Origin of the sequence: Geomonas limicola, assembly GCF_014193675.1 — a bacterium.
Lineage (GTDB): Bacteria > Desulfobacterota > Desulfuromonadia > Geobacterales > Geobacteraceae > Geomonas > Geomonas limicola.
In genome coordinates this window covers 262,106-282,633 of sequence record NZ_BLXZ01000001.1, presented here as the reverse complement: position 1 = coordinate 282,633, position 20,528 = coordinate 262,106, and the positions used below count along the sequence as shown (strand labels likewise).

16 protein-coding genes are annotated in these 20,528 nt (G+C 60.3%); 11 read left to right on the top strand and 5 right to left on the bottom strand.

The features are described from left to right. Positions 1–90: 90 nt before the first annotated feature. The 3 genes from H7688_RS01130 to H7688_RS22450 all read right to left on the bottom strand — a co-directional run bounded on the left by H7688_RS01130 (position 91) and on the right by H7688_RS22450 (position 6,450). On the bottom strand, positions 91–2,661 hold the full coding sequence (locus H7688_RS01130) for a multicopper oxidase family protein (protein WP_183359185.1): 2,571 nt from the start codon (positions 2,659–2,661) through the stop codon (positions 91–93). A 427-nt stretch (positions 2,662–3,088) separates the two neighbouring features. After that, positions 3,089–5,674: a multicopper oxidase domain-containing protein gene (locus H7688_RS01125; RefSeq protein ID WP_183359184.1), complete on the bottom strand. Its 2,586-nt coding sequence runs from the start codon at positions 5,672–5,674 to the stop codon at positions 3,089–3,091. A gap of 80 nt (positions 5,675–5,754) precedes the next feature. After that, positions 5,755–6,450, bottom strand: coding sequence for a PEP-CTERM sorting domain-containing protein (locus H7688_RS22450; protein ID WP_198424444.1), 696 nt, complete (start codon positions 6,448–6,450; stop codon positions 5,755–5,757). A 966-nt stretch (positions 6,451–7,416) separates the two neighbouring features. Here H7688_RS22450 and H7688_RS01115 point away from each other — a divergent pair. Next, a complete protein-coding gene (locus H7688_RS01115; RefSeq protein WP_183359183.1) occupies positions 7,417–7,902 on the top strand; it encodes a DNA-processing protein DprA in 486 nt (161 codons plus the stop codon). On the opposite strand, the gene H7688_RS01110 is transcribed toward H7688_RS01115, so the two are convergent. Both H7688_RS01110 and H7688_RS01105 read right to left on the bottom strand, forming a co-directional pair. After that, complete coding sequence (locus H7688_RS01110; RefSeq protein WP_183359182.1) at positions 7,880–8,659, bottom strand: DUF72 domain-containing protein; 780 nt, start codon at positions 8,657–8,659, stop codon at positions 7,880–7,882. The genes H7688_RS01115 and H7688_RS01110 overlap by 23 nt on opposite strands. Positions 8,660–8,871: 212 nt before the next feature. Next, complete coding sequence (locus H7688_RS01105; protein WP_183359181.1) at positions 8,872–9,891, bottom strand: cytochrome c3 family protein; 1,020 nt, start codon at positions 9,889–9,891, stop codon at positions 8,872–8,874. A 157-nt stretch (positions 9,892–10,048) separates the two neighbouring features. Between H7688_RS01105 and H7688_RS01100 the strand changes: the two genes are divergently transcribed. The 10 genes from H7688_RS01100 (at position 10,049) to H7688_RS01055 (ending at position 20,455) form a co-directional block, all read left to right on the top strand. After that, on the top strand, positions 10,049–10,588 hold the full coding sequence (locus tag H7688_RS01100) for a DUF4124 domain-containing protein (RefSeq protein ID WP_246329669.1): 540 nt from the start codon (positions 10,049–10,051) through the stop codon (positions 10,586–10,588). Between the two features lie 89 nt (positions 10,589–10,677). Then, complete coding sequence (nadC, locus tag H7688_RS01095; protein WP_183359180.1) at positions 10,678–11,511, top strand: carboxylating nicotinate-nucleotide diphosphorylase; 834 nt, start codon at positions 10,678–10,680, stop codon at positions 11,509–11,511. Continuing rightward, entirely contained in the window at positions 11,505–12,497 is a 993-nt protein-coding gene (locus tag H7688_RS01090; protein WP_246329668.1) for a biotin--[acetyl-CoA-carboxylase] ligase, read from the top strand. The genes nadC and H7688_RS01090 overlap by 7 nt, the downstream gene beginning before the upstream one ends. A gap of 215 nt (positions 12,498–12,712) precedes the next feature. Further along, positions 12,713–13,477 (top strand): type III pantothenate kinase, encoded by a 765-nt coding sequence (locus H7688_RS01085; RefSeq protein ID WP_183359179.1) that lies wholly within the window; start codon positions 12,713–12,715, stop codon positions 13,475–13,477. Positions 13,478–13,739: 262 nt separating this feature from the next. Beyond that, entirely contained in the window at positions 13,740–15,839 is a 2,100-nt protein-coding gene (fusA, locus tag H7688_RS01080; protein WP_183359178.1) for an elongation factor G, read from the top strand. Positions 15,840–16,006: 167 nt separating this feature from the next. Beyond that, a complete protein-coding gene (locus H7688_RS01075) occupies positions 16,007–17,104 on the top strand; it encodes an SPOR domain-containing protein (protein ID WP_183359177.1) in 1,098 nt (365 codons plus the stop codon). After that, the gene (locus H7688_RS01070; protein ID WP_183359176.1) at positions 17,104–18,042 is read left to right on the top strand and encodes a hypothetical protein; all 939 of its coding nucleotides are present in this window, start codon (positions 17,104–17,106) and stop codon (positions 18,040–18,042) included. Before H7688_RS01075 ends, H7688_RS01070 begins: the two co-directional genes overlap by 1 nt. A 15-nt stretch (positions 18,043–18,057) precedes the next feature. Then, positions 18,058–18,906, top strand: coding sequence for a GTP-binding protein (locus H7688_RS01065; RefSeq protein ID WP_183359175.1), 849 nt, complete (start codon positions 18,058–18,060; stop codon positions 18,904–18,906). Between the two features lie 38 nt (positions 18,907–18,944). Continuing rightward, the gene (gene rbr, locus H7688_RS01060) at positions 18,945–19,481 is read left to right on the top strand and encodes a rubrerythrin (protein WP_183359174.1); all 537 of its coding nucleotides are present in this window, start codon (positions 18,945–18,947) and stop codon (positions 19,479–19,481) included. Between the two features lie 152 nt (positions 19,482–19,633). Next, a complete protein-coding gene (locus H7688_RS01055) occupies positions 19,634–20,455 on the top strand; it encodes a cytidylate kinase family protein (RefSeq protein WP_183359173.1) in 822 nt (273 codons plus the stop codon). Positions 20,456–20,528: the final 73 nt, after the last annotated feature.

Sequence of the window (20,528 nt, the reverse complement as noted above, 5' to 3'; positions counted from 1 at the left end):
GCCAAAAAAGGGCCCCGATGCAGGAGCACCGGGGCCAGCCAACCCAACAGGGAATAGCGGGGGACGTTCCAAGTCCCCCGCCGATGCTCATTAAGCCGTTACCGTTACCGTCGAGGCAAGCCCTGTCGTGGTGTCCTGGACGCTGTAGGTAAAGGTTCCGGCGGCGGCACTGAAGTCGACGCTGAAGCTGTTCGCACTGTAACCGATCGGTGCCGGGGCGCCGGCGCTCGCGGTGACCGTGAAGCCGGCGGAACCGACGGGGAGGGTCACGGTGAAGAGCTGCGCCGCTTTGGGAACCACTCCGCCGGTGGGGACCACGTTGGGGCGCTGCGGGTTTTTGCCGGTGATGACCAGCGGCCGCATCATGTCGTGCTCCTCATGTTCCAGGATGTGGCAGTGCCAGACGTACTCGTTGGCCTGGGCGATGAGCGGCGCGAGCGCCGAACCCATGGGGCGATCGCTGAACGGGACGTCGAAGGGAACCGCGGCCTGGTCCCACTTGAAGATGACGCTGGTAACCTCACCGGGGTGCATCTTGACGGTTTCCTTCCAGCCGAGCTCCTCGGCCTCGGGGCCGCGGGCCACGCCGGTCGGGGTGAAGACGCCGCCCAGCAGCTTGAAGGGCTGACGCGACACGATCTGGCAAGTCTGCAGGTGAAAGTGGATCGGATGCGTGTCCGCGGTCAGGTTGAAGATGCGCCAGACCTCGGTGCTCCCCTGGGCGATCACCTCGGTAGCCGGGGCCAGGTAGTCAAGCCCGTAGGCCTTGTTGACCAGACCCATGGTGGTGGTGCCCAGCACCTGGCGCAGACGGCCGTAGACGTCGAAGTCCTCGTTCAAGGTCAGGTTGCGTACCACCGCGCCAGCCGGAACGGTAAGCGGGGTGATACCCCCCGCTCCGCTGGCCAGGGCCGGCGGGTCCATGGCGGGGAGCTGGATGCCGGTGGCTGCGGGCTGCGGGTCGGCGGCACCGCCGGCCACAATTTTAAAGCGCAGCACGTTGCGGGTGTCTACGGTGGAACCGGCCACGGCGCTCGGGGTCGCCGGGTTGCCGGCGTAGTAGTCGTTGGTGGGGGCGCCCACCGGGAAGGGGCCCGGGGAGTCGCTGTAGAGCACGAACTCGGTCCCAACCGGATAACCGGAAAAATCGATGATGATGTCGGCGCGCTCGGCGCAGCCCAAGAGGAGGTTACCGGTGAAGGTCGCCGGGTTGAAGGGTACGATGTTGCCGGTAGCTGCGGTGGGGGCGACTTTCGGGTAGACCACGGGCTTGGTCAGGTAGCCCCCCTCGGTGCCGAGCTGGATCAGTTTGGGACCCACGGCAGGGAGCGTCGCCACGGCTACGTTGTTCACGTAGTCGAACTGGCCGACCGGCAGTCCGGTCTTCGGATTGGTGCTCACCTCGCACCCGGGGTTCACCTGCAGCATGTTCAGGTTCAGGAAGCGGGCGTTGCAGGCGTTCAGCATCATGAAACGGAAGCGGCGCGCCTGCACCTGTACTACCGGCGCCACGGTGCCGTTGCACAGCATGGTGTCGCCGAAGAACTCCGGCACGCAGGAGGGGTTGGGGGGCGCAGCGATGGCGCGGCCGGACTTGAGCCGGTACAGCCTGGGGTCGTAGACGTGGGCGTACCAGAGGCTGCCGTCGGTCTGTACCCGGGGTTGCGCCACGGTGGCCCAGGTCGGGTCGGTGACCGTGGTGGTCGAGTTGACGAAGATCTTGTCCTGGAACACCAGCGGGATCAGCTCGGTGAGTTGGGGGACCTGACCGAACTTCGGGCCGTTTGCGTTGCCGGTGGTCCCGGTGACCAGGTCCAGCACCGCGCCGGCAGCAAAGGGCGCTTCCTGTGCCAGGTCCAGGCAGAGGTAACCGGTGGCGACGCCTGCGTAGGCGTTGATCCGGGTGATGCCCCAGGCGTGATCGTGGTACCACATGAGCCGGGTGCTCTGGTCGTTGGTGTAGTAGTAGTCGGCCTGCCCCGGCTGCATGGTGTTGCCGGTCAAGGCGTCCAGAAAGCCCCCCTGGCCGTTTTGGAAGCTAAGACCTGCCGCTCCGGTACCCCTGAGGGTGCTGGTTCCGGTCGGGGTGAACCAGTCGAAGGGGCCGCCGTCGCTCACCCAGGGGATGAAGCCGCCGTGCAGGTGGGTCGCGGTGCGGTTCTGTGCCTGGTTGGAGCCGGGAACCGAGGTGTCGACGGGAATGATGTGGGTGGACGGCAGGTTGTTGGTAAAGCGCATGCGCGACGCGGTCCCGCGAGAGGCGATCACGATCCCACCCAGGTGCTTACGAGCCGTGGGGTTGTTGGTGTCGCGGTAGCCGTACAGGGTGGTCGGGCCCATCTTCGGGTGCAGCTGATCCTGGAACTCCTCAACCGTCACGTCGTACTTGAGCGTGTTGGCCAGGTAGGGGTCAGGGGTGCCGGAGAGGACCGGAATACCGTTGGGGTCGTTCGCGTAAAACGCGGCGGGGGGGATGCTCCCCAGCACCGGGCCGGAGAAGGCGAGGCCACGCAGCGGGTAGGCGTCCTTCTTCAAAAGCGGCAGACTCTGGGCGAAGGCCTGGGCCTGGGTAGATCCGATCCAGTGTAGCGGGAGCATGGTGGCTCCGGTAGCCAGCGCTGTTATCTGCAAGAATTTCCTGCGCGACATCTCTTTGACCATGGTAGTTCTCCTTTTGATGGCATGAAATAGGTACAGGTGCAACAGGTATTGCTGATTTCGACGCCGGGAGATGCTGATGGGCCGAAGTCTGATTCGACTGAATACAGAAAACATGCCAAGGAGAGAAACCGGATCAAAAAAGTCCTTTTGGTGCAGGGTTACCGGGACACGGGGCACATCACCGTTGGGGAAAGGGGTGCTCCGGAACTATAGCTTCCCGATTCTCTGACGGTGAAAAAACACCCGATGTGGGAGGATTTCTGATGCTGCTCTTTTTTCACCATTGTCGTAAAAAAGGTCAACCATTTCAGGCGGTTTGGGGTAGGGGTAAGTCTGAAGCCTTCATGAAAGGCTGGGGTTTGGCGTAAAGAAACCCCGGCGCAGGAAGCGCCGGGGTTGGCAGTGCCCATTGAATATGGAGAGACCGTTAGACGGTTACGGTAACCGTGGAGCTCAGACCGGTTCCGCTGTCCGTAACTGTGTAGGTGAAGGTACCGGTAGCGCCGGTGAAGTCAACCGTGAAGTTGGTAGCGCTTTGTCCCACGACCGCCGGGGCGCCTGCGCTTGAAGTAACGGTGAAGCTGTGGTTAGCCGGTAAGGTTACCTTGAAGAGTTGCGGTGCTTTGGCAAGGGTGCCACCGGTGGGGACGATGTTCGGCCGCATCGGGTTCTTTCCGGTTATGACCAAGGGGCGCATCATGTCGTGCTCTTCATGCTCGAGGATGTGGCAGTGCCATACGTACTCGTTCGCTTGAGCGATGGCGGCACCCAGGGAGCCCATCTGGCGGTCGGAGTAGGGGACGTCGAAAGGTACCGGTACCTGGTCCCACTTGAATACGATGGAGATTACCTCGCCCGGATTGCACTTGGCAGTCTCTTTCCAACCCAGTTCGTTGGGCTCGGGGCCGCGCGGCGTGCCGGTCGGGACGAAGATGCCGTTGACGATGCTGAAAGGCTGGCGGGAGATAATTTGTCCTGTCTGCAGGTGGAAGTGCATCGGGTGCGTGTCAGCAGTGGTGTTGAAGATGCGCCAGACCTCGGTGGTTCCTTGGGCAATAATCTCGGTCGCCGGGGCGAGGTACTCCAAGCCGAAGCCGGAACCGACCAGTGCCTTTTTGGTGGTCCCCAGCACCTGGCGCAGACGGCCGTAGGCGTCGAAGTCCTCGTTGAGGGTCAGGTCGCGCACGAAGGTTCCCGCGGGAACCTGGAGCGGTGCCCCCGGGGCGCCAAAGGGAGCGATCTCCTTGGGGTCGAGCGGCGGGAGCTCGATCCCGGAAGCCGGAACGAGCTGCGGGTCCGAATTACCCTGTTTTTTGACGCGGAAACGCAGGATGTTACGGGTGTCGATGATGCTCCCGGGAAGCGCTGCCGGGGTGTTCGGGTTGCCGACGAAGTAATCGTTGCGCGGGTCACCACCGGGGTAGGGGCCGGCGGCGTCATTGTAGAAGATGAATTCGTCACCATCCTGCGCGCCGGTGAAGTCGATGATGCAGTCCACGCGCTCGGCGCACCCGACAATCAGGTTGCCGGAGAAGGTTGCCGGGTTGAAGGGAATTATGTTGCCGTTAGCCGTAGTCGGAGCGGTGGCCGGGAACTCGACCGCTTTGTGCAGGTAACCACCTTCGGTGCCCATCTGGATGATCTTGGGTCCCGGAGTGGGGAGAGCAGGAACGGCAACGTTGTTGATGTAGTCGTACTGACCGTTGGGTACGAGGGTGACCGGGTCGGTGGTGATCTCGCATCCCGGCTGTACCTTCATAAGGTTGATGTTGAGGAACCTTGCGTTGCAGGCGTTGAGCAGGATAAAACGGAAACGGTTCGCTTCCACCTGGACTACTGGAGCCACGGTCCCGTTGCAGAGCATGGTGTCGCCGAAGAACTCCGCGATGCAGGACGGGTTCGGCGGGGTCTTGTAGCCGCGGCCAGTTTTGAGGCGCCAGCGGTTCGGTTCGTAGATGTGGGCGTACCAAAGGCTTCCGTCCCCCTGGACCCGGGAGGGTGCCACGTTGGCCCAAGAAGGGTCGGTTGCTGTAGTTGTGCTGTTCACGAAAATCTTGTCCTGGAACACGAGCGGGACCAGGCGGGTGAGTTGCGGCATCTGACCGCACTTGGGACCGTCTGCGTTACCTTTGGTGCCGGTTACTATGTCGAGGACGGCGCCGGCTGCAAACGGTATTTCCTGGGCGAGGTCGAGGCAGAGGTAGCCGGTGGCGATACCTGCGTAGGCGTTGATGCGGGTGATGCCCCAGGCGTGGTCATGGTACCACATGAGCCTGGTGCTCTGGTCGTTGGGATAGTAGTAGTCGCCTTGGCCGGCCTTCATGGTGTTCTCGGTCAGGATATCCAGGAAGCCACCCTTGCCGTTTTGGAAGCTCATCCCTGCACAGGCGGTCCCTCTGCCCGTGGTGGATCCGGTGCTGGTTCCGTCCGGGGAGAACCAGTCGAACGGCCCGCCGTCGCTCACCCAGGGGATGAAGCCGCCGTGCAGGTGTGTCGCGGTGCGGTCCGGACGCTGGATGGCGCCCGGCACGGTGGTGTCCAAGGGTATGATGTGGGTGGAAGGGAGCTTGTTTGTGAAACGCAGGCGCGAAGCGGTGCCACGCGCCGCAATAATGATGCCGCCCAGGTGCTTTTTCGCCGCCGGGTTGTTGGTGTCGTGGTAGCCGTAAAGGGTGGTGGGCAGCATGCCGGGGTGCAACTGGTCCTGGTACTCTCCCAACGTAATGTCGTACTGCATGGTGTTCGCGAAGTACTTGTCAGGAGCGCCGGTTAATACCGGGATCCCGTTGGGGTCGTTGGCGTAAAAGGCATCGGGCGGGATGGCGCCCAGTACGTTGCCGGAGAACGCAAGGCCGCGCAGCGGGTAGGCGTCCTTTTTCAAAAGCGTGTTGTTGCTCTGGGCGAAGGCATGTGCTTTGCCCGTTCCCAACCACTTAAGCGGCATCGGGAGCATGGTCGCGCCGGCCGTCAGTGCGGATATCTGCAGGAACTTTCTCCGGGAAATCTCTTTCATATGCGACTCCTTTCGTTGGTCAAGAAAATCGTTCGTTAGCTGAATACCACTGCGTGCCAGTTGTTACCTACGGCGGGGCATTAGGCGCAGGAGTTGCGGCGCCGCAGCACGCCAAGGCCAGCGAGGCCCAAGCCCAAAAGCAGGAAGGTGGACGGCTCGGGAACCGGGGCAGACGCATCGTCGATGACCATGTCGATGAAGTTGCCGTTCACGTCAGTGGCAGTGAAACCGTCAGAAAGTATGGCGCCGTAGGCGGTAATAGGGTTGGTCGGATTGCCATCAGGACCACTGGCATAATACTGCTCGTTGAAGAACTGGTTTACGAAGACATTACCGTTGCCCAAATTCAGCGCGCGGGCGGTAAAGACATCCGGGTAGTTAGGGTCTGTGGGAAGTGCGGCGTAGTTAAACCGGAGCATGTCACCCCCTAGGTCGCTACCCAACGTGAAGTCGTCACCTACCAGGGTGAAATAAAACTTGTCGATCAGCGCGGCACTGTAGAGCACGGCGGGAATCACCAAGTTACGGCTGTAATCGGCATTTGCCTGGAACAGGGTGAGGGTTCCAGAGAGGTTTGCCCCGCCGCTGCCCACCAGATCAAGGCTGTAGTAGCCGTTTAGACCAGTATCGCCGCCCAGGACGTTACCGACCGGGTCAGTGACCAAGAGCGAGGCGGTGTAGCCCGTGATGTTGTAGTTGGTCGCGAAGGCTGGCGCGACCCAAAGTGCACAGATCAATGTAAGCAGTGCTAAAACGGTTCCGGTGGTCTTCTTCATTTCTGCCTCCTGTTTGATGTAGTTCCTGCCGGTGACAACAGGTCCTGGTAATTACAGCTGTTCATTCCAAAAAAAGGTGTGTGTGCCAGCCTTCACAAAAGTTGATTACTGTTTTGCAACCCCTGAGCAAGTTCGGTGCCAAGGGTAAAATTTCTTTTAATTGTGTCGAGTTAAGTGTGGCGTGAGCTTGTAAATCGCGCTCACAATGGTCTTGGACGGTTGGTTTGTTAACTTATTCGACACAAAAGAACCGGGTGTAACTCAGGGAAAGATATCGTAAGGATTGGTTTTTCTGTGGATATTTAGATAAATAGAGATGAGGGGCTCTGAACTGGGGCACTGTTTAGGAGAAATATCAGTGGGACATTCTCTTACGAATTGTCGATTTTCTTTACAAACTTTTACAGTGGGATTGGAAGGGAAAAAGTAGGGGGTAGGCGTATTGCTGACGCAATAATGCGCAAATCCTAATTAAATGGTAATAAATTAGGATTTACTTCATACTTGGCTGTTCGTGGTCTTTGTGAGGCGCTCGGGAGAGGGTCGTAAGAGCCTTCGCTACTCTGTCGAAATTCCTTACACTGTTTCCTGGTGTTGAGTGACCGTTGCTGTCAGTTTCAGAAGCGCCAGAGTGAAAGCACAATCTGTTCTACAACAGTCATGCCAGAGCCCGGAATTTAATATAAGTAACCGGAATAGCATGGGAATGGCCTCAAATATGCCGATGCTCTTCCGGATGAATGGTGCCCATATCACGACAGTCGCGCACTGGTGCAGGTGCTAACTCATGGCAATTCGGAGCGTTTTAAGGGGTGCTCAAAAATAAGCATTTGTCCTAAAAGGGGCAGGCCCTTGCCTTTTATCCTACTGGAAACTGGAAAACCTGGGACGCACCTCATTTTTCGACAGCAGACCTCTGCTACACTGAAGCGTTATGATTTCGGAAACAGGCAGCCCGGAGGGGGTATGGAACTGGTGGGATTGGGGGCAATGTTGGGGAATCCAGAACTGCTGCGCCTGCACAAGACTGCCTTTTTTGCCTCTCGAAGTAGCCCGAGCGAAGCGGTCACCTTGGCCCGTGGCTGGTTCGAAAAGCGTTGCAGGGATAATGGCTGCATCGTCTCCGGGTTTCAGGTCCCGCTGGAGAAGGTGCTGCTTGACTGGTTACTCGTTGCGGGACACCCGCTGGTCTGGGTGCTGGCTCGCGGTCTGGCTCTACCCTCGTTCCCCGGAGCGGATCGAGCCTTGGCAAAGGGGGATCTACTTGTGGTAACCCGATACGCGGAGAGTGTCTCCCACCCCTGCAGGGACAAGTGTCGCCAGAGAAACCGGCTCATCGTGGAACTCTCGGATGAGATCGTGGTTGCCTATGCTGCGAAAGGAGGTGAGGTCGCAAAGCTGTGCGCTGAGATACCGGCGGAAAAGCCGGTCAGTTTTCTCGCGAAGGCCTAGAAATACCTGGGGCAGGGTGGGGGGTGCCCGCAGCGCCTAAAAGGGAGCGCAGTTGCAGGGCGTTGCGTGGTGCGGCACCTCCGGCGTCGTTGTTGTAGTAGATGAAGACGTCGAGCTGATCGGCCAGGTAGCGCCTGATCCGTTCTGCATCACGTGTCACCTGCTCCTCGGAATACTCGCCGATGTAGTTCCCTTCCGCGCCGTGCCGGCGCAGATAGACGAAGTCCGCGGTCACCGGGGGCGCGTCCAGAAACGAGGGGCGATCAGCCATGCAAAGACCCACCCGGTGTTCCCGGCACAGCGCAACGATTTCAGGCGTCAACCAGCTCTCGTTGCGGAACTCAAAGACGTTGCGCACCGGGTAGTTCATCAACTCTTTAATAAAGCCCTTCAAGCGTCCCGGATCGCATTTGAAGTCCGGCGGCAGCTGCCAGAGCACCATCTTCAGCTTTTCCTTGAGATGAAGCACCGGTGTAAAGAAGTGCTCGAGAGAACTCTCGGTATCTACGAGGCGCTTGAGGTGGGTGATGTACCTGCTCCCCTTGACGGCAAAACTGAACCAGGGCTCGCTGTTGGCGTACCAGGTGTCGAAGGCTTCCGCCCGTGGGGTGCGGTAGAAGGTTACGTTCAGTTCGACCGTGGAGAAGGCACTACGGTAGTGGGCATACCAGGATTTGGTAGGGAGAGCCTCGGGGTAGAAGTTGCCGCGCCAATGGCGGTAGCTGAAGCCGCTGCATCCTATATAGAGTTCTGCCATGACCTACCTCCCGGGTACCTGATAATGGCAAGACTGTTTTGCAGGGTCGGTCCGCATCCAGACGAGAGCAGGCCAGCTCAAGTATACTCGCGCAGGGGGCTCAGGCTAGTGCGGTAGCGGGTGAGAACTGGCGGGGGGAGGAGGGTAGGCATGAAAAAAACGAGGTCCCTGGGGACCCCGCTTTTTGTGTGTGCTCGTCGATTTTCGACAGCTTACATCTTGTGGCACTTCTCGCAATCGCCCGCGGCGCTGAAGGCGTCCTTGCCGTTGTGGCAGGCACCGCAGGACTTGCCGTGCTCCATGTCACCCATGGTGGCGCGCTGGACGCCGCGTTTGTAGGGGAATACCTTGGTGTGGCAGTCGGCGCACTTGTAGGCTTCCAGGTGGAAGTCGTGGCTGAACTTGGCGTCACCGCTGTCGGTTTTAAAGATTATGGTGCCCGGCTTGAAGCCCTTGTGGCACTTGTTGCAATCGCCGGCCGCCGAGAAGGCGTCCTTGCCGTTGTGGCAGGTGCCGCACGATTTACCCTTCTCCATCTCGGCCATGGTGTAGTGTTTTGCACCGGCCTTGAAGGCGAAGACCTTGGTGTGGCACTCCTTGCAGCTGTAGGCCGAAGTGTGGACATCGTGGCTGAACACCACCTGGTTGATCCCCTTCATCTTGAAGGTGATGTCGTGGGGCTTCATCCCTTTGTGGCAGTTGCCGCAGTTACCGGCCACCGTGAAGGCGCGCTTGCCGTTGTGGCAGGCACCGCAGGTTTTCCCTTTTTCCATCTGCGCCATGGTGACGCGACCGTCCTTGCCGGTGATGATCTTGCTGTGGCAGGCCTTGCAATCGTTGCTGACTTTGGCCAGGTGGTTTGCGTGGCTGAACACGATCTCCCCAGCGCCCTTCACCTTGTACTCGACGTTGCGCGGTTTGCCTTTGTGGCAGCGGTTGCAGCTCTTGCCATCGGCAACGCTGAAAGCCTTGACGCCCGTGTGGCAGGCGCCGCAGGATTTAGTCTTTTCCATCTCGGCCATGGTATAGTGGCGCTTGTCCTTCAGGTTGAAGATGGCGTTGTGACAGATTTTGCAGTTGTTGTTATAGGCTTTCAGATGAACGTCGTGGCTGAAGGTAACCGGATCGGCGTTTTTGATAGGGAACTTGATGTCCTTGGTCTCAAGAGCCCAACCAGAAATCGGCAAAGCACAAAGAATGAACAGCGTTAGAACGGAAAGGCGAAACTGCATGGTACACTCCTTCTGACGTTGAAAGTTATGATTTGCTTTGCCGACCCGGGCAGAAGCCGCCATAATATACACACGGATCGCACCAGCGTCAATTCAAAAGTCTTTATCGTTTTTCATGTTTAGCCGATTTTTTGCACTGGAGATTCTGGAGGGAAGTATGAAGATGACTTTCGTCGCGTTGTTGTTTCTATTGACCATTCACTCCCCGGACGCACAGGCAGCCTTCTACACCTGGGTCGATGCCCAGGGCGTCACCCACTTCACCGATAACCCCGATACTATCCCCGCCAAGTACCGTCACCGTGCCAAAGAAATGAATATTGCCGACGAGCCCAGCGCCGTGAAACCGCCGGTGCCGGCAAGCCCTTCCGGACCGTCCACGCAGACCGATTCCGTCCTGCAGGCGGAGCCTGCGAGCTACGGTGGAAAGTCGGCTGGCTGGTGGCGCGACTCCTTCGCCGCGCTGCGCAACAGGCTGAAAACCCTCCAGGACGGGCTCCCTGAAAAGCAGAACAAGCTTGCCGAACTCAGGCGCAAACGGATTATCTATACCAGGGTGCAAGACCGGGTCGCGGTAAACAGCATGCAGGCCGAGGTCTCGGCCGATGAACTGCACATCGCAGAACTGCAGAAACAGTTGGCCGATCTCGATCGTCAGGCAACCCAGGCCGGGGTGCCGTCAGAACTGCGTCAGTAGCGGTTTGCCCGACTCTATTAGCGGTTGCGGGGTTGGTTAAGCTGTGCTATAAAAAACTGCCGCTTTAGACGATGGAGATGCCTAAATACATGAACGGAATTGACAAGATAATCGAAGTAGCACTCGCCGAGGACATTCATACCGGCGACATCACCACTCAAGCCATGCTTCCCCAGGCCCGTCGCATGCGGGCACGCCTGGTTGCCAAGGAACCGCTGGTTCTTTCCGGTCTCTCAGTAGCCGCGCGTGTTTTCTCTCGACTGGATCCCAGCACAGAATTCCAGGCAGTATACGAGGACGGCGCCCGTGTCGAGCCAGGAACGGTCATCGCCCGCATCGAGGGTGACGCCGCGGCACTTCTGCAGGGAGAACGGGTTTCCTTGAACCTGTTACAGCGCATGTGCGGCATCGCCACGCAGACCGCTGCCTTCGTGAAGGAACTCGAGGGGACCGGTGCCCGTGTGGTCGATACCAGGAAGACGACCCCCGGCCTGCGGGTACTTGAGAAGTACTCGGTCCGCGTAGGCGGCGGTACCAATCACCGCACCGGCCTCTACGACGGGGTGCTCATCAAGGAAAACCACATCGCCGCAGCTGGCGGGATCGCCGAGGCGGTCCGTCGGGCGCGTGCCTTCATCCCCCACACCCTGAAGATCGAGGTGGAGACCGAGTCGCTCGACGAGGTGCGCCAGGCCCTCGAGGCCGGTGCCGACATCATCATGCTGGACAACATGACCCTGGAGCAGATGAACGAGGCGGTGGCCCTGATCGACAAGCGTGCGCTGGTTGAGGCCTCCGGTGGGGTGAACCTGAAGACCATTCGCGGCATCGCCCTCACCGGAGTCGACATCATCTCGGTCGGAGCGCTCACCCACTCGGTAAGGGCCGCCGACATTTCCATGTTGATGGAGGAGTGTTGCTAGAGGAGAGTGTCGACGCCAGGATCCTGGAGATCATGCTGGCTGGGGCAGGCTTTGCCTCGGGCGAAGCGTTGAGCCGTGAACTCGGGGTGTCGCGCACCGCCGTCTGGAAGCACATCAAGGGGCTGCGCAGTCAGGGGTACCGGATCGAGTCGGTGCCTGCCAAGGGATACCGCCTGGTGACTGCGCCCGACCTGATCACCCCGGCGGACCTGACGCGCGGGCTCGCCACCAGGCGGGTCGGCGGCCGCGTGGTCTGCCTGAAAGAGACTGATTCGACCAACTCCGTCGCCTTCCGTATGGCCGAGGATGGTGCCGTCGAGGGCACTGTGGTGATCGCCGACACGCAGTCGGCGGGGAAGGGGAGGCTCGGTCGAGTCTGGCTCTCTCCGCCCGGTGTTAACCTGTACTGTTCGGTGGTGTTGCGTCCCCCGATCTCTCCGGTTGCCGCCTGCCAGCTCACCTTTCTTTCCGTGGTCGCCGTGGCGCGTGCCATCGAGCGCGTAACGACGCTTTCGCCGCAGATCAAGTGGCCCAACGACATCCTGGTAGACGGGAAGAAGGTCGCGGGGCTGTTAAACGAGATGAACGCCGAGACCGAGAAGGTGAACTTCGTGGTGTTGGGGATCGGGGTGAACCTGAACATGCGCCTGGGGCAGTTGGGGAGCACCCTGCGCCATCCTGCCACCTCGCTCCTCGAGGCCTCGGGCCAACCGGTGCAGCGCGTCGGGTTCACCCGGGCGCTCCTCGAAGAACTTGACGTACTCTACGACCGGTTCCTGGTGGAGGGGGAGGCCCCTATACGGGCCGAATGGCTGGAGCGTTCGGCAATCGGCGGGCGTCGCGTCAAGGTGAGTTCCGGCGACCGTGAGTTCCGGGGAACCGTGCAGGGGGTGGATGCCTTCGGCGCCCTCCTGGTACAGCCGGAACAGGGGCCGCTGGAAACCGTGCTCTCCGGGGACGTAACCCTGCTGGACAGGGATACCTAACCAAAAAACAACCAACAGGGATGAACGGGATAAGCGGGATAAAAGCACAAGGCTTGAACCACGACATCCTTTAGTACGACCTGAAGCTGTCAGTCTTTACTGCCTGGTCTTTTCAGGTTTGGCTCGACCCTGAAGATTTTGGGTTTATCCCCTTTATCCTGTTCATCCCTGTTCATATTTGAGATTTTCTATCAATCCCTGTTGGAGGGTCTGTTTTGCTGCTGGTTATCGACGTTGGAAACAGCAATATCGTACTGGGTATCTACCACGAAGAGCGGCTGGTTAAGGACTGGCGCGTTTCTACCGACAAGTTCAAGACCACCGATGAGTACGGTATCTTGTTTCACGACCTGTTCAGGCTCGCCGGGATCGTCTTTTCGGATGTGAAGGACATCATCATCTCCTCGGTGGTGCCAACCCTTACCGGCGTCCTGGAGAAACTCTCCCGCCAGTACTTCGAGATAACCCCGTACGTGGTGGGCCCCGGCATCAAGACCGGTATGCCGATCCACTACGATAACCCCAAAGAAGTGGGGGCAGACCGCATCGTCAATGCCATTGCCGGTTATGAGAAGTACAAAACCGCGCTCATCATCGTCGACTTCGGCACCGCCACCACCTTCGACTACGTGAACAAGAAAGGCGAGTACTGCGGCGGCGCCATCGCCCCCGGGCTCATGATCTCCATGGAGGCGCTCTTCCAGAAGGCGAGCAAGCTCCCCCGGGTGGAGATCGCCCGCCCGGCCAGCATCATCGCCAAGAACACCGTGAACTCGATGCAGGCCGGTATCTTCTTCGGCTACGTCGGCCTGGTGGACGGGATCGTGCAGCGCATGAAAGGGGAGGGGAAGGAAAACCCCAAGGTCATTGCCACCGGCGGTCTCGCCTCGCTGATCGCGCCGGAATCGACCACTATCGAGAATGTGGACGAGTTCCTCACCCTGGAGGGGCTGCGCATCATCTACCGCAGGAACAAATAAAGCGGTTCTTAGTTCTACGTTCTCTTGTTTTATGGTGAACATCTGAACCGCTTCGGTGCCAAAGTTAAACTGACGGATGGAAACGACCGGCAGGCTGCAAGATGAGCCCATGCTTTTTAAACGGAGAACACACACCACAGAGAACCTTTTCAAAGGAGGTCGCGGCAGGAGGATAGTACCGGAAACTGGAGTTCGTTTCTCTCAAAGCTCGTATTTCGTTCGAAGTAGGTCAGTGACTGATTAAATTCCAACGGGGGGCACTATGGGAAGGTATGAAACGGCAAAACTGCGCAATCTGGGAATTGTAGCTCACGGGGGTGCCGGGAAGACCTCGCTTGCCGAGGCGATCCTGTTCGACGCCGGGATGATCGACCGCCTCGGGCGCGTCGACGATGGCACCTCCACGATGGACTATGAGCCTGAGGAGATCAAGCGTCGCATCTCCATCACCTCCTCCCTGGACCACTGCGAGTGGAAAGGGCACTCCATTCACCTGGTTGACACCCCGGGCTACGGCAACTTCATCGCCGATACCCGCGCCTGCATGCGCGCCCTGGACTGCGCCGTGGTCATCCTCTCCGCCATCTCGGGGGTGAAGGTGCAGACCGAAGAGGTCTGGCAGTGGGCCAACGAGTTCGAGATCCCGCGCATCGCCTTCGTTAACAAACTGGATCGGGAACGCGCCAGCTTCTTCCGCGCCATCGATGACATGGAAAAGGCCCTGGGTGCCCGCGGTGTCGCGGTGCAGATCCCCTTGGGGCTGGAGGCAGAGTTCAAGGGGGTCATCGACCTGATCCGGATGAAGGCCTTTGTCTACAAGGACGACCTCTCCGGCAAGTTCAGCGAAGAGGAGATCCCCGGCGAGTACCTGGACGAGGCGAACCGGCTGCGCGACATGATGGTTGAGACGGTGGCCGAGGCCTACGACGCGCTCACCGAGAAGTTCCTGGAGGTTGGGGAGCTCACCGAGGCGGAGATCCTGGACGGCCTGAGGGTCGGCACCATGCGCAACACCTTCACCCCGGTGCTGTGCGGCTCCGCCGCCATGAACATCGGCGTGGCGCAGTTGCTGGACGCGGTCTGCGACTACCTGCCGTCCCCCTTGGACCGCACCAACGCGGTCGGCATGGATCCCAAGAGCCAGGAGATCATCGAGCGCGCCCCCTCCGAGAACGAGCCGTTCTCGGCGCTGGTCTTCAAGACCACCTCGGATCCTTACACCGGCAAGATCACCATCTTCAGGGTCTACTCGGGGGTACTCAACTCCGACTCCACGGTCTGGAACCCGAGCAAAGGGGTTCAGGAACGTATCGGACAGATCTACGAGCTGGAAGGGAAAAAGCAGCACCCGGTCCAGCAGGCGGTCGCCGGCGATATCGTTGCGGTCTCCAAGTTAAAGGAGACGGTGACCGGCGATACCCTGTGCGCCGAGGCCAAGCCGATCCTCTACGAGCCGGCCCAGCAGCTTGCCCCGGTCATCTCCTACGCCATCGAGCCCAAGACCAAGGCCGACGAGGACAAGATCCACAACGCGCTGCACCGGATGATCGAGGAGGAGCCCACCCTCGAGTCGCACCGCGATACCCAGACCAAGGAGTTCATCATCTCGGGCATGGGGCAGGTGCACCTTGAAGTGATCGTCGAGAAGATGAAGCGCAAGTTCGGCGTGGACGTGGTCCTGAAGACTCCGAAGGTCCCCTACCTGGAGACCATCAGGGGGAGCGCCAAGGTGCAGGGGAAATACAAGAAGCAGTCCGGCGGCCGCGGCCAGTACGGCGATTGCTGGATCGAGCTCTCGCCGCTGCCGCGCGGTGAAGGGTACCTGTTCGAGGACAAGATCGTGGGTGGCGTGATCCCGCGCCAGTACATCCCGGCGGTCGACAAGGGTATCCAGGATGCCGCCAAGGAAGGGTTCCTCGCCGGCAACCCGGTGGTCGATTTCAAGGTGGCGCTCATCGACGGGTCCTTCCACACGGTCGACTCCTCTGAGATGGCGTTCAAGGTGGCCGGCTCCATGGCCTTCAAAAAGGCGATGGAACTCTGCAAACCGGTGCTCTTGGAGCCGATCGTCAACATGAAGGTCACGGTTCCCGACGAGAACATGGGTGACGTGATCGGCGACCTCAACTCGCGCCGCGGCAAGGTGGTCGGGGTGGAGCCCAAGGCGAACTCCCAGATCATCCGCTCGGTGGTCCCGATGTCCGAGGTCCTCACCTACTCCAACGACCTGCGCTCGATGACCAGTGACCGCGGCCTGTTCACCTCCGAATTCTCGCACTACGAGGAGGTGCCGAGTCACCTGGCGCAAAAGATCATTACCGAGTCGCTGAACCAGAAGGGGAACGGTAACGGTGCCCACTAAAAACCGCGTGGCTCCTCGATTTGCTGCAGGCACCTTGCTTTAATTTATCGGAACTCCCGGCCGCCTGAACCTCGCGGGGACCAGGCGGCCGGGGCGGGACGTCTACCAGACGTCTCTTTCCGGCTGAACATTGAGTACTACCATTTACAAAGAGGAGGATCAGCAACATGGCCAAAGATTTCAACCCGGATGCAGAGGATCAGCTGCCGGAAAAAAAGAGTTCACAGCAACTGCTCCTGCTCATCCTCCTGTTGCTCATCCTTGTCTTCGCCTATCTCTACTTCTTCACCGGGCTCATCAAGCCGCGCGGCGAGGAGCCCAAGCCGCTGCCGTCGCCGGCCGCCGAAGCACCGGTGAAAAAACCGCTGCCGCCGCGTCCCGATACCTCCAAGGCTGCGCCGGGCAAGCCGGAGGACGCCAAGGCAACGGCCGGCAAGCCTGAAGAAAAGAAAGCCGAGGCTGGAAAGCCTGTTGCCAAGCCGGAAGAGAAGAAGGCTGAGGCAGGAAAGCCTGCTGCCAAGCCCGAAGAGAAGAAAGCAGCAGCCGGCAAGCCCGAGGAGAAGAAGGCCAAACCGGAAGAGAAGAAGGCCGCCGCGGTTCCCGCCAAGGAAGCTGCCAAGCCGGGGGCGCCCAAGGAAGCTGTCAAGGCTCCGGCCGGTAAGCCTGAGGAGAAGAAGGCTGCCGCTGCCAAGCCGGGACAGCCCGCCAAGGAGGCCAAGCCCGCTCAGGCTAAGGAGAAGAAGACCGCGGCGAAAGCGGCGGGGAAAGAGGCTGCAGTACCGGTCAAGAAGGTTGCTGCGGCAGCCTATGCCCTGGAGATCAACGGCGACCTCGCCGAGAGCGAGGTAACCTCGGCCCTGGCGAAACTGAAAAAGGCCGGGATCGCGCAGGTGGTGAAGACCAAGAGCCAGAAGGGCGAACCGATGCACCGGCTCTTCCTTGCCGACTTCGCCAACCGCGACGAGGCGCTCGAAGAGCTGGAGCGCCTGAAGCTTGCCGCACCGGACGCCTTCATGCTCAAGGAAAACGGCCGCTATGCCGTCTATGCCGGCTCCTATTTGCGCGAGAGCAAGGCAGCCAGCGAGCAGAACCGGCTCCAGGCCAAGGGGGTCCAGCTGCTGCCCAAGACTGCCACCCTGCCGGTGGCGGTCTACAAGCTGCGCGCCGGTGCTTTCGCCGATATGGCGTCAGCCGAAAAGGCGGCAAAGTCACTGAAAAAATCCGGGTTGGATGCCGGTGTGGTTAAAGCCTCCAAGGCGAAGTAATGAGTCAACCGGCCGATAAGGTCACCTTCAAGGTCTCGGCGGCGGCTGCTCCGTACATCGGTGCGGACAAGCCGCTCGCCGAGCGTCTCAAGGCCGCAGCCGGCAAGGCAGGATTGCCGGCGCGCGATGCGCTGCTCCTGGTCTTTTACCTCTGCCACGACGCGGACCCCGCGGTGAAAAGGACCGCTCTCGAGACGCTCAAGGGGCTTTCCACCGACTTCCTGCGCCAGCTGCTCCAAGATCCCAACCTGCACCCGCGCATCCTGGACCTGCTCGTCAAGCTGCACCGCGACAAAGGGGATCTGGTCCCGCTTTTCCTGGCGCACCCCGCGCTCACCCCGGCTGCCGCTGCGTTTCTTGCCCAGCCGGCCCAGGGTGTAACAGCTTCCCCTTCCGTGTCAGCTCTCTCTGAGCCCGAGCCCGCAGCCGAGAGTGACGCTGAGGAGTCAGACGTGGACCCGGAGGCGGCACCCGAGGAGGCTGCCGAGACCGACGGCGAGCAGGAGTTGAACGAGGAGGAGTACCAGTCCAAGTTCCAGATGGCCCAGGAGATGGGGATCGGCGACAAGATCAAGATGGCCATGACCGGCGACAAGGAGTGGCGGGGCCTTCTGATCAAGGACTCCAACAAGCTGGTCTCTTCGGCCGTGATGAAAAACCCGCGCATCACCGACGCCGAGGTGCTTACCATCGCCAAGTCGGCGGTGCAAAACGACGAGATCCTGCGGCTCATCTGCGCCAACAAGGAGTGGGTGAAAAACGCCCAGATCCGCAAGGCGCTCGCCGAGAACAACAAGACTCCGCTGCCGTCCGCACTTCGCTTCGTGGCGACCCTGTCCGAGAAGGACCTCGCCCTGATGGCCAAGAGTAAGAACATCTCGTCGGTAATTGCCGGCCAGGCACGACGCATTCTGCTGAACAAAAACAAAGACAGGTAATCTAAGGAGATCGTCATGGCCTTGGTTAATCAGGCAAAACGCGAGATCAACGCCAAGCTCGTCTTCTACGGGCCCGGCCTTTCAGGAAAGTCCACCAACCTGAAGCACGTGCACAGCAAGCTCAGACCCGAGTTCCGGGGGGCCATGAAGGTGATGAGCGTCCAGGAAGCGCGCATGCTCTTCTTCGATTTCACCCCGCCCGGCGATGGCAACGTGCTCGGTTACCGGGTCCGCTTCCACGTCTACACCGTATCGGGTGAGGTGGTGGAACCGGCGGCCTGGAAGATGGTGCTCAAGGGGGTGGATGGCCTGGTCTTCGTGGCCGACGTCGCTCCCGGGCGAGCCGCCGCCAACCGTGAGAGCCTGGACAACCTGGACGCCTTTTTAAAAGGGTACGGGCAGAGCCTCTCCAGCGTGCCGCTGGTGTTCCAGTACAACAAGTCGGACCTTCCCGACGCCGTGGCGCAGCAGGACCTGGACCGCCTATTGAACCCGTCCCGGCTTCCCAGCTTCCAGGCGAGCAGCCAAAGCGGCGAGGGTGTCCTGCAGACCCTGCTTGCCCTGGTGAAGGCGGTTTTGAACGAACTGCGCACCAAGGGTCTTGAAGGGGTTGCCGGAACCGATACGCTGCAGGGGCTGATGGAGACCCCGGAAGCTGCCGCCGGTTCGACCGGTGCGGCTGCGCCCGGGGAAGGGGGGGGGGACGCGGCGGGTGCTGGCCCGGACGAGCCGCTCACCTTGGAGCTTGGCGGTACGGCGCGACCGCTGGCCGGTGGCAAGATCGAGGTCCCGCTCACCATCCGTTGCGGGGCGCGCACCAAGTCGGTGCTGCTTACGCTTGCCCTGAGCCTGGACGAGGAGTAGCGGACGGCACAAGGAAGGACCATCAAAGGAGGATGTACATGGCAGAACTCAAGGGAAGCAAGACCGAGCAGAACCTGTTGGAAGCTTTCGCCGGCGAGTCCCAGGCGCGCAACAAGTACACCTACTACGCTGCCGTGGCGAAAAAGGAGGGGTACGAGCAGATCTCCGCGCTCTTCATGGAGACCGCCGAGAACGAGCGAGAGCACGCCAAGCTGCACCTGAAGGCGCTGGGCGGGATTGGCGATACCCTCACCAACCTGAAGGCTGCCGCGGCCGGCGAGTTCGCCGAGTGGACCGACATGTACCCGCGCATGGCCAAGGAGGCCCGCGCAGAGGGGTTCACCGCCATCGCCGTGATGTTCGAGAACATCGCCAAGATCGAGAAGGAGCACCAGGAGCGTTACAAGGCACTGTTTGCCTCGCTGGAAGACGGCACGGTCTTCACGGCCGAGGAACCGGTGCGCTGGAAGTGCCGCAACTGTGGCCACATTCACGAGGGGACCGAGGCTCCCCAGCTCTGCCCGGTCTGTCTGCACCCCCGTGCACATTTCGAGCGGGCTTCCGACAACTTCTAACCGATCCGGCGAGGGGAATCCACCCCCCTCGCCATACCCTCCATCCCCCCTGCATCACTTGGGTTTCCCCAACTTATCCTTACTAAAGCCTTGTATACGAGCAACCTGGCGTGCTATGATGGCCCCGGTTTTCATTAGCAAAGGAGGCACGCATGGCAATCATCACCATTTCCCGTGAAATGGGCACCGGCGCCTACGCCATCGCCAAGGAACTGGCCAAGAAACTCAAGTACACCCTGGTGGACCGGGTGAAGATCGAGGAACTGGCTCCTGCCTATGGACTGACCACTGAAATCCTGGAGAGGGTCGATGAGAAGCCTCCCTCCTACCGCACCGCGGAAGACCGGCTGCAGGCGGCCTACCTGAGCACCATGGAGTTGATCCTTTTGGAGAGCGCCCGCAAGGGGAACGTGATCCTGTACGGTCGTGGCGGCCAGGATCTCATCGAGGGGCTCAAGAACGTATTGAAGGTCCGTTTCGTGGCTCCCTTCGAGGACCGCGTCGAGAAATTCGCCGAGAGGGAGTGGATCGACCCCGAACTGGCGCGCGACCTGATCCGCAAGAGCGATCACCAGTTGGGCGGGTTCATCCATTTCTACTTTAACCGGGACTGGAACGATCCCTTGGCCTACGACATCGTGTTCAACACCACCCGCATCTCGCAAGGCGCCATGATCGATTGCGTGATGACGGCGGTCAAGGATCCCCGGCTCAAGGAGCACGAAGAGGAGTCGATGGCGCTTCTCGAGGACATCATCCTCGCCAAGCGGGTCGAGGTGGAGATCCTGCGCTCCAGCAGCGTGCGCATCCTGCAGTCCCGGATCACCGCCGAGGACGGTGTCGTGACCATTTCCGGTCACGTCCAGTCCGAGGAAGAGATCGAGGAGGCGTTGCGCCTGGCCTTGACGGTGGACGGCGTGTCCGACGCGGAAAGCGCCATGGATGTGATCAGCTTCAAGCCTGCCAAGGATTAAGCGGGTAGACGTTAGAGAAAGTAAAAGGGCCCCCGGAAGATCCGGGGGCCCTTTTTTTTTCAGGTGACCACGG

What these genes read in the sequence shown, in the direction of transcription:
- H7688_RS01130 (WP_183359185.1), bottom strand. Translation starts at nt 2,661, where the DNA reads ATGGTCAAAGAGATGTCGCGCAGGAAATTCTTGCAGATAACAGCGCTG.
- H7688_RS01125 (WP_183359184.1), bottom strand. Translation starts at nt 5,674, where the DNA reads ATGAAAGAGATTTCCCGGAGAAAGTTCCTGCAGATATCCGCACTGACG.
- H7688_RS22450 (WP_198424444.1), bottom strand. Translation starts at nt 6,450, where the DNA reads ATGAAGAAGACCACCGGAACCGTTTTAGCACTGCTTACATTGATCTGT.
- H7688_RS01115 (WP_183359183.1), top strand. Translation starts at nt 7,417, where the DNA reads ATGGAACTGGTGGGATTGGGGGCAATGTTGGGGAATCCAGAACTGCTG.
- H7688_RS01110 (WP_183359182.1), bottom strand. Translation starts at nt 8,659, where the DNA reads ATGGCAGAACTCTATATAGGATGCAGCGGCTTCAGCTACCGCCATTGG.
- H7688_RS01105 (WP_183359181.1), bottom strand. Translation starts at nt 9,891, where the DNA reads ATGCAGTTTCGCCTTTCCGTTCTAACGCTGTTCATTCTTTGTGCTTTG.
- H7688_RS01100 (WP_246329669.1), top strand. Translation starts at nt 10,049, where the DNA reads ATGAAGATGACTTTCGTCGCGTTGTTGTTTCTATTGACCATTCACTCC.
- nadC (WP_183359180.1), top strand. Translation starts at nt 10,678, where the DNA reads ATGAACGGAATTGACAAGATAATCGAAGTAGCACTCGCCGAGGACATT.
- fusA (WP_183359178.1), top strand. Translation starts at nt 13,740, where the DNA reads ATGGGAAGGTATGAAACGGCAAAACTGCGCAATCTGGGAATTGTAGCT.
- H7688_RS01075 (WP_183359177.1), top strand. Translation starts at nt 16,007, where the DNA reads ATGGCCAAAGATTTCAACCCGGATGCAGAGGATCAGCTGCCGGAAAAA.
- H7688_RS01070 (WP_183359176.1), top strand. Translation starts at nt 17,104, where the DNA reads ATGAGTCAACCGGCCGATAAGGTCACCTTCAAGGTCTCGGCGGCGGCT.
- H7688_RS01065 (WP_183359175.1), top strand. Translation starts at nt 18,058, where the DNA reads ATGGCCTTGGTTAATCAGGCAAAACGCGAGATCAACGCCAAGCTCGTC.
- rbr (WP_183359174.1), top strand. Translation starts at nt 18,945, where the DNA reads ATGGCAGAACTCAAGGGAAGCAAGACCGAGCAGAACCTGTTGGAAGCT.
- H7688_RS01055 (WP_183359173.1), top strand. Translation starts at nt 19,634, where the DNA reads ATGGCAATCATCACCATTTCCCGTGAAATGGGCACCGGCGCCTACGCC.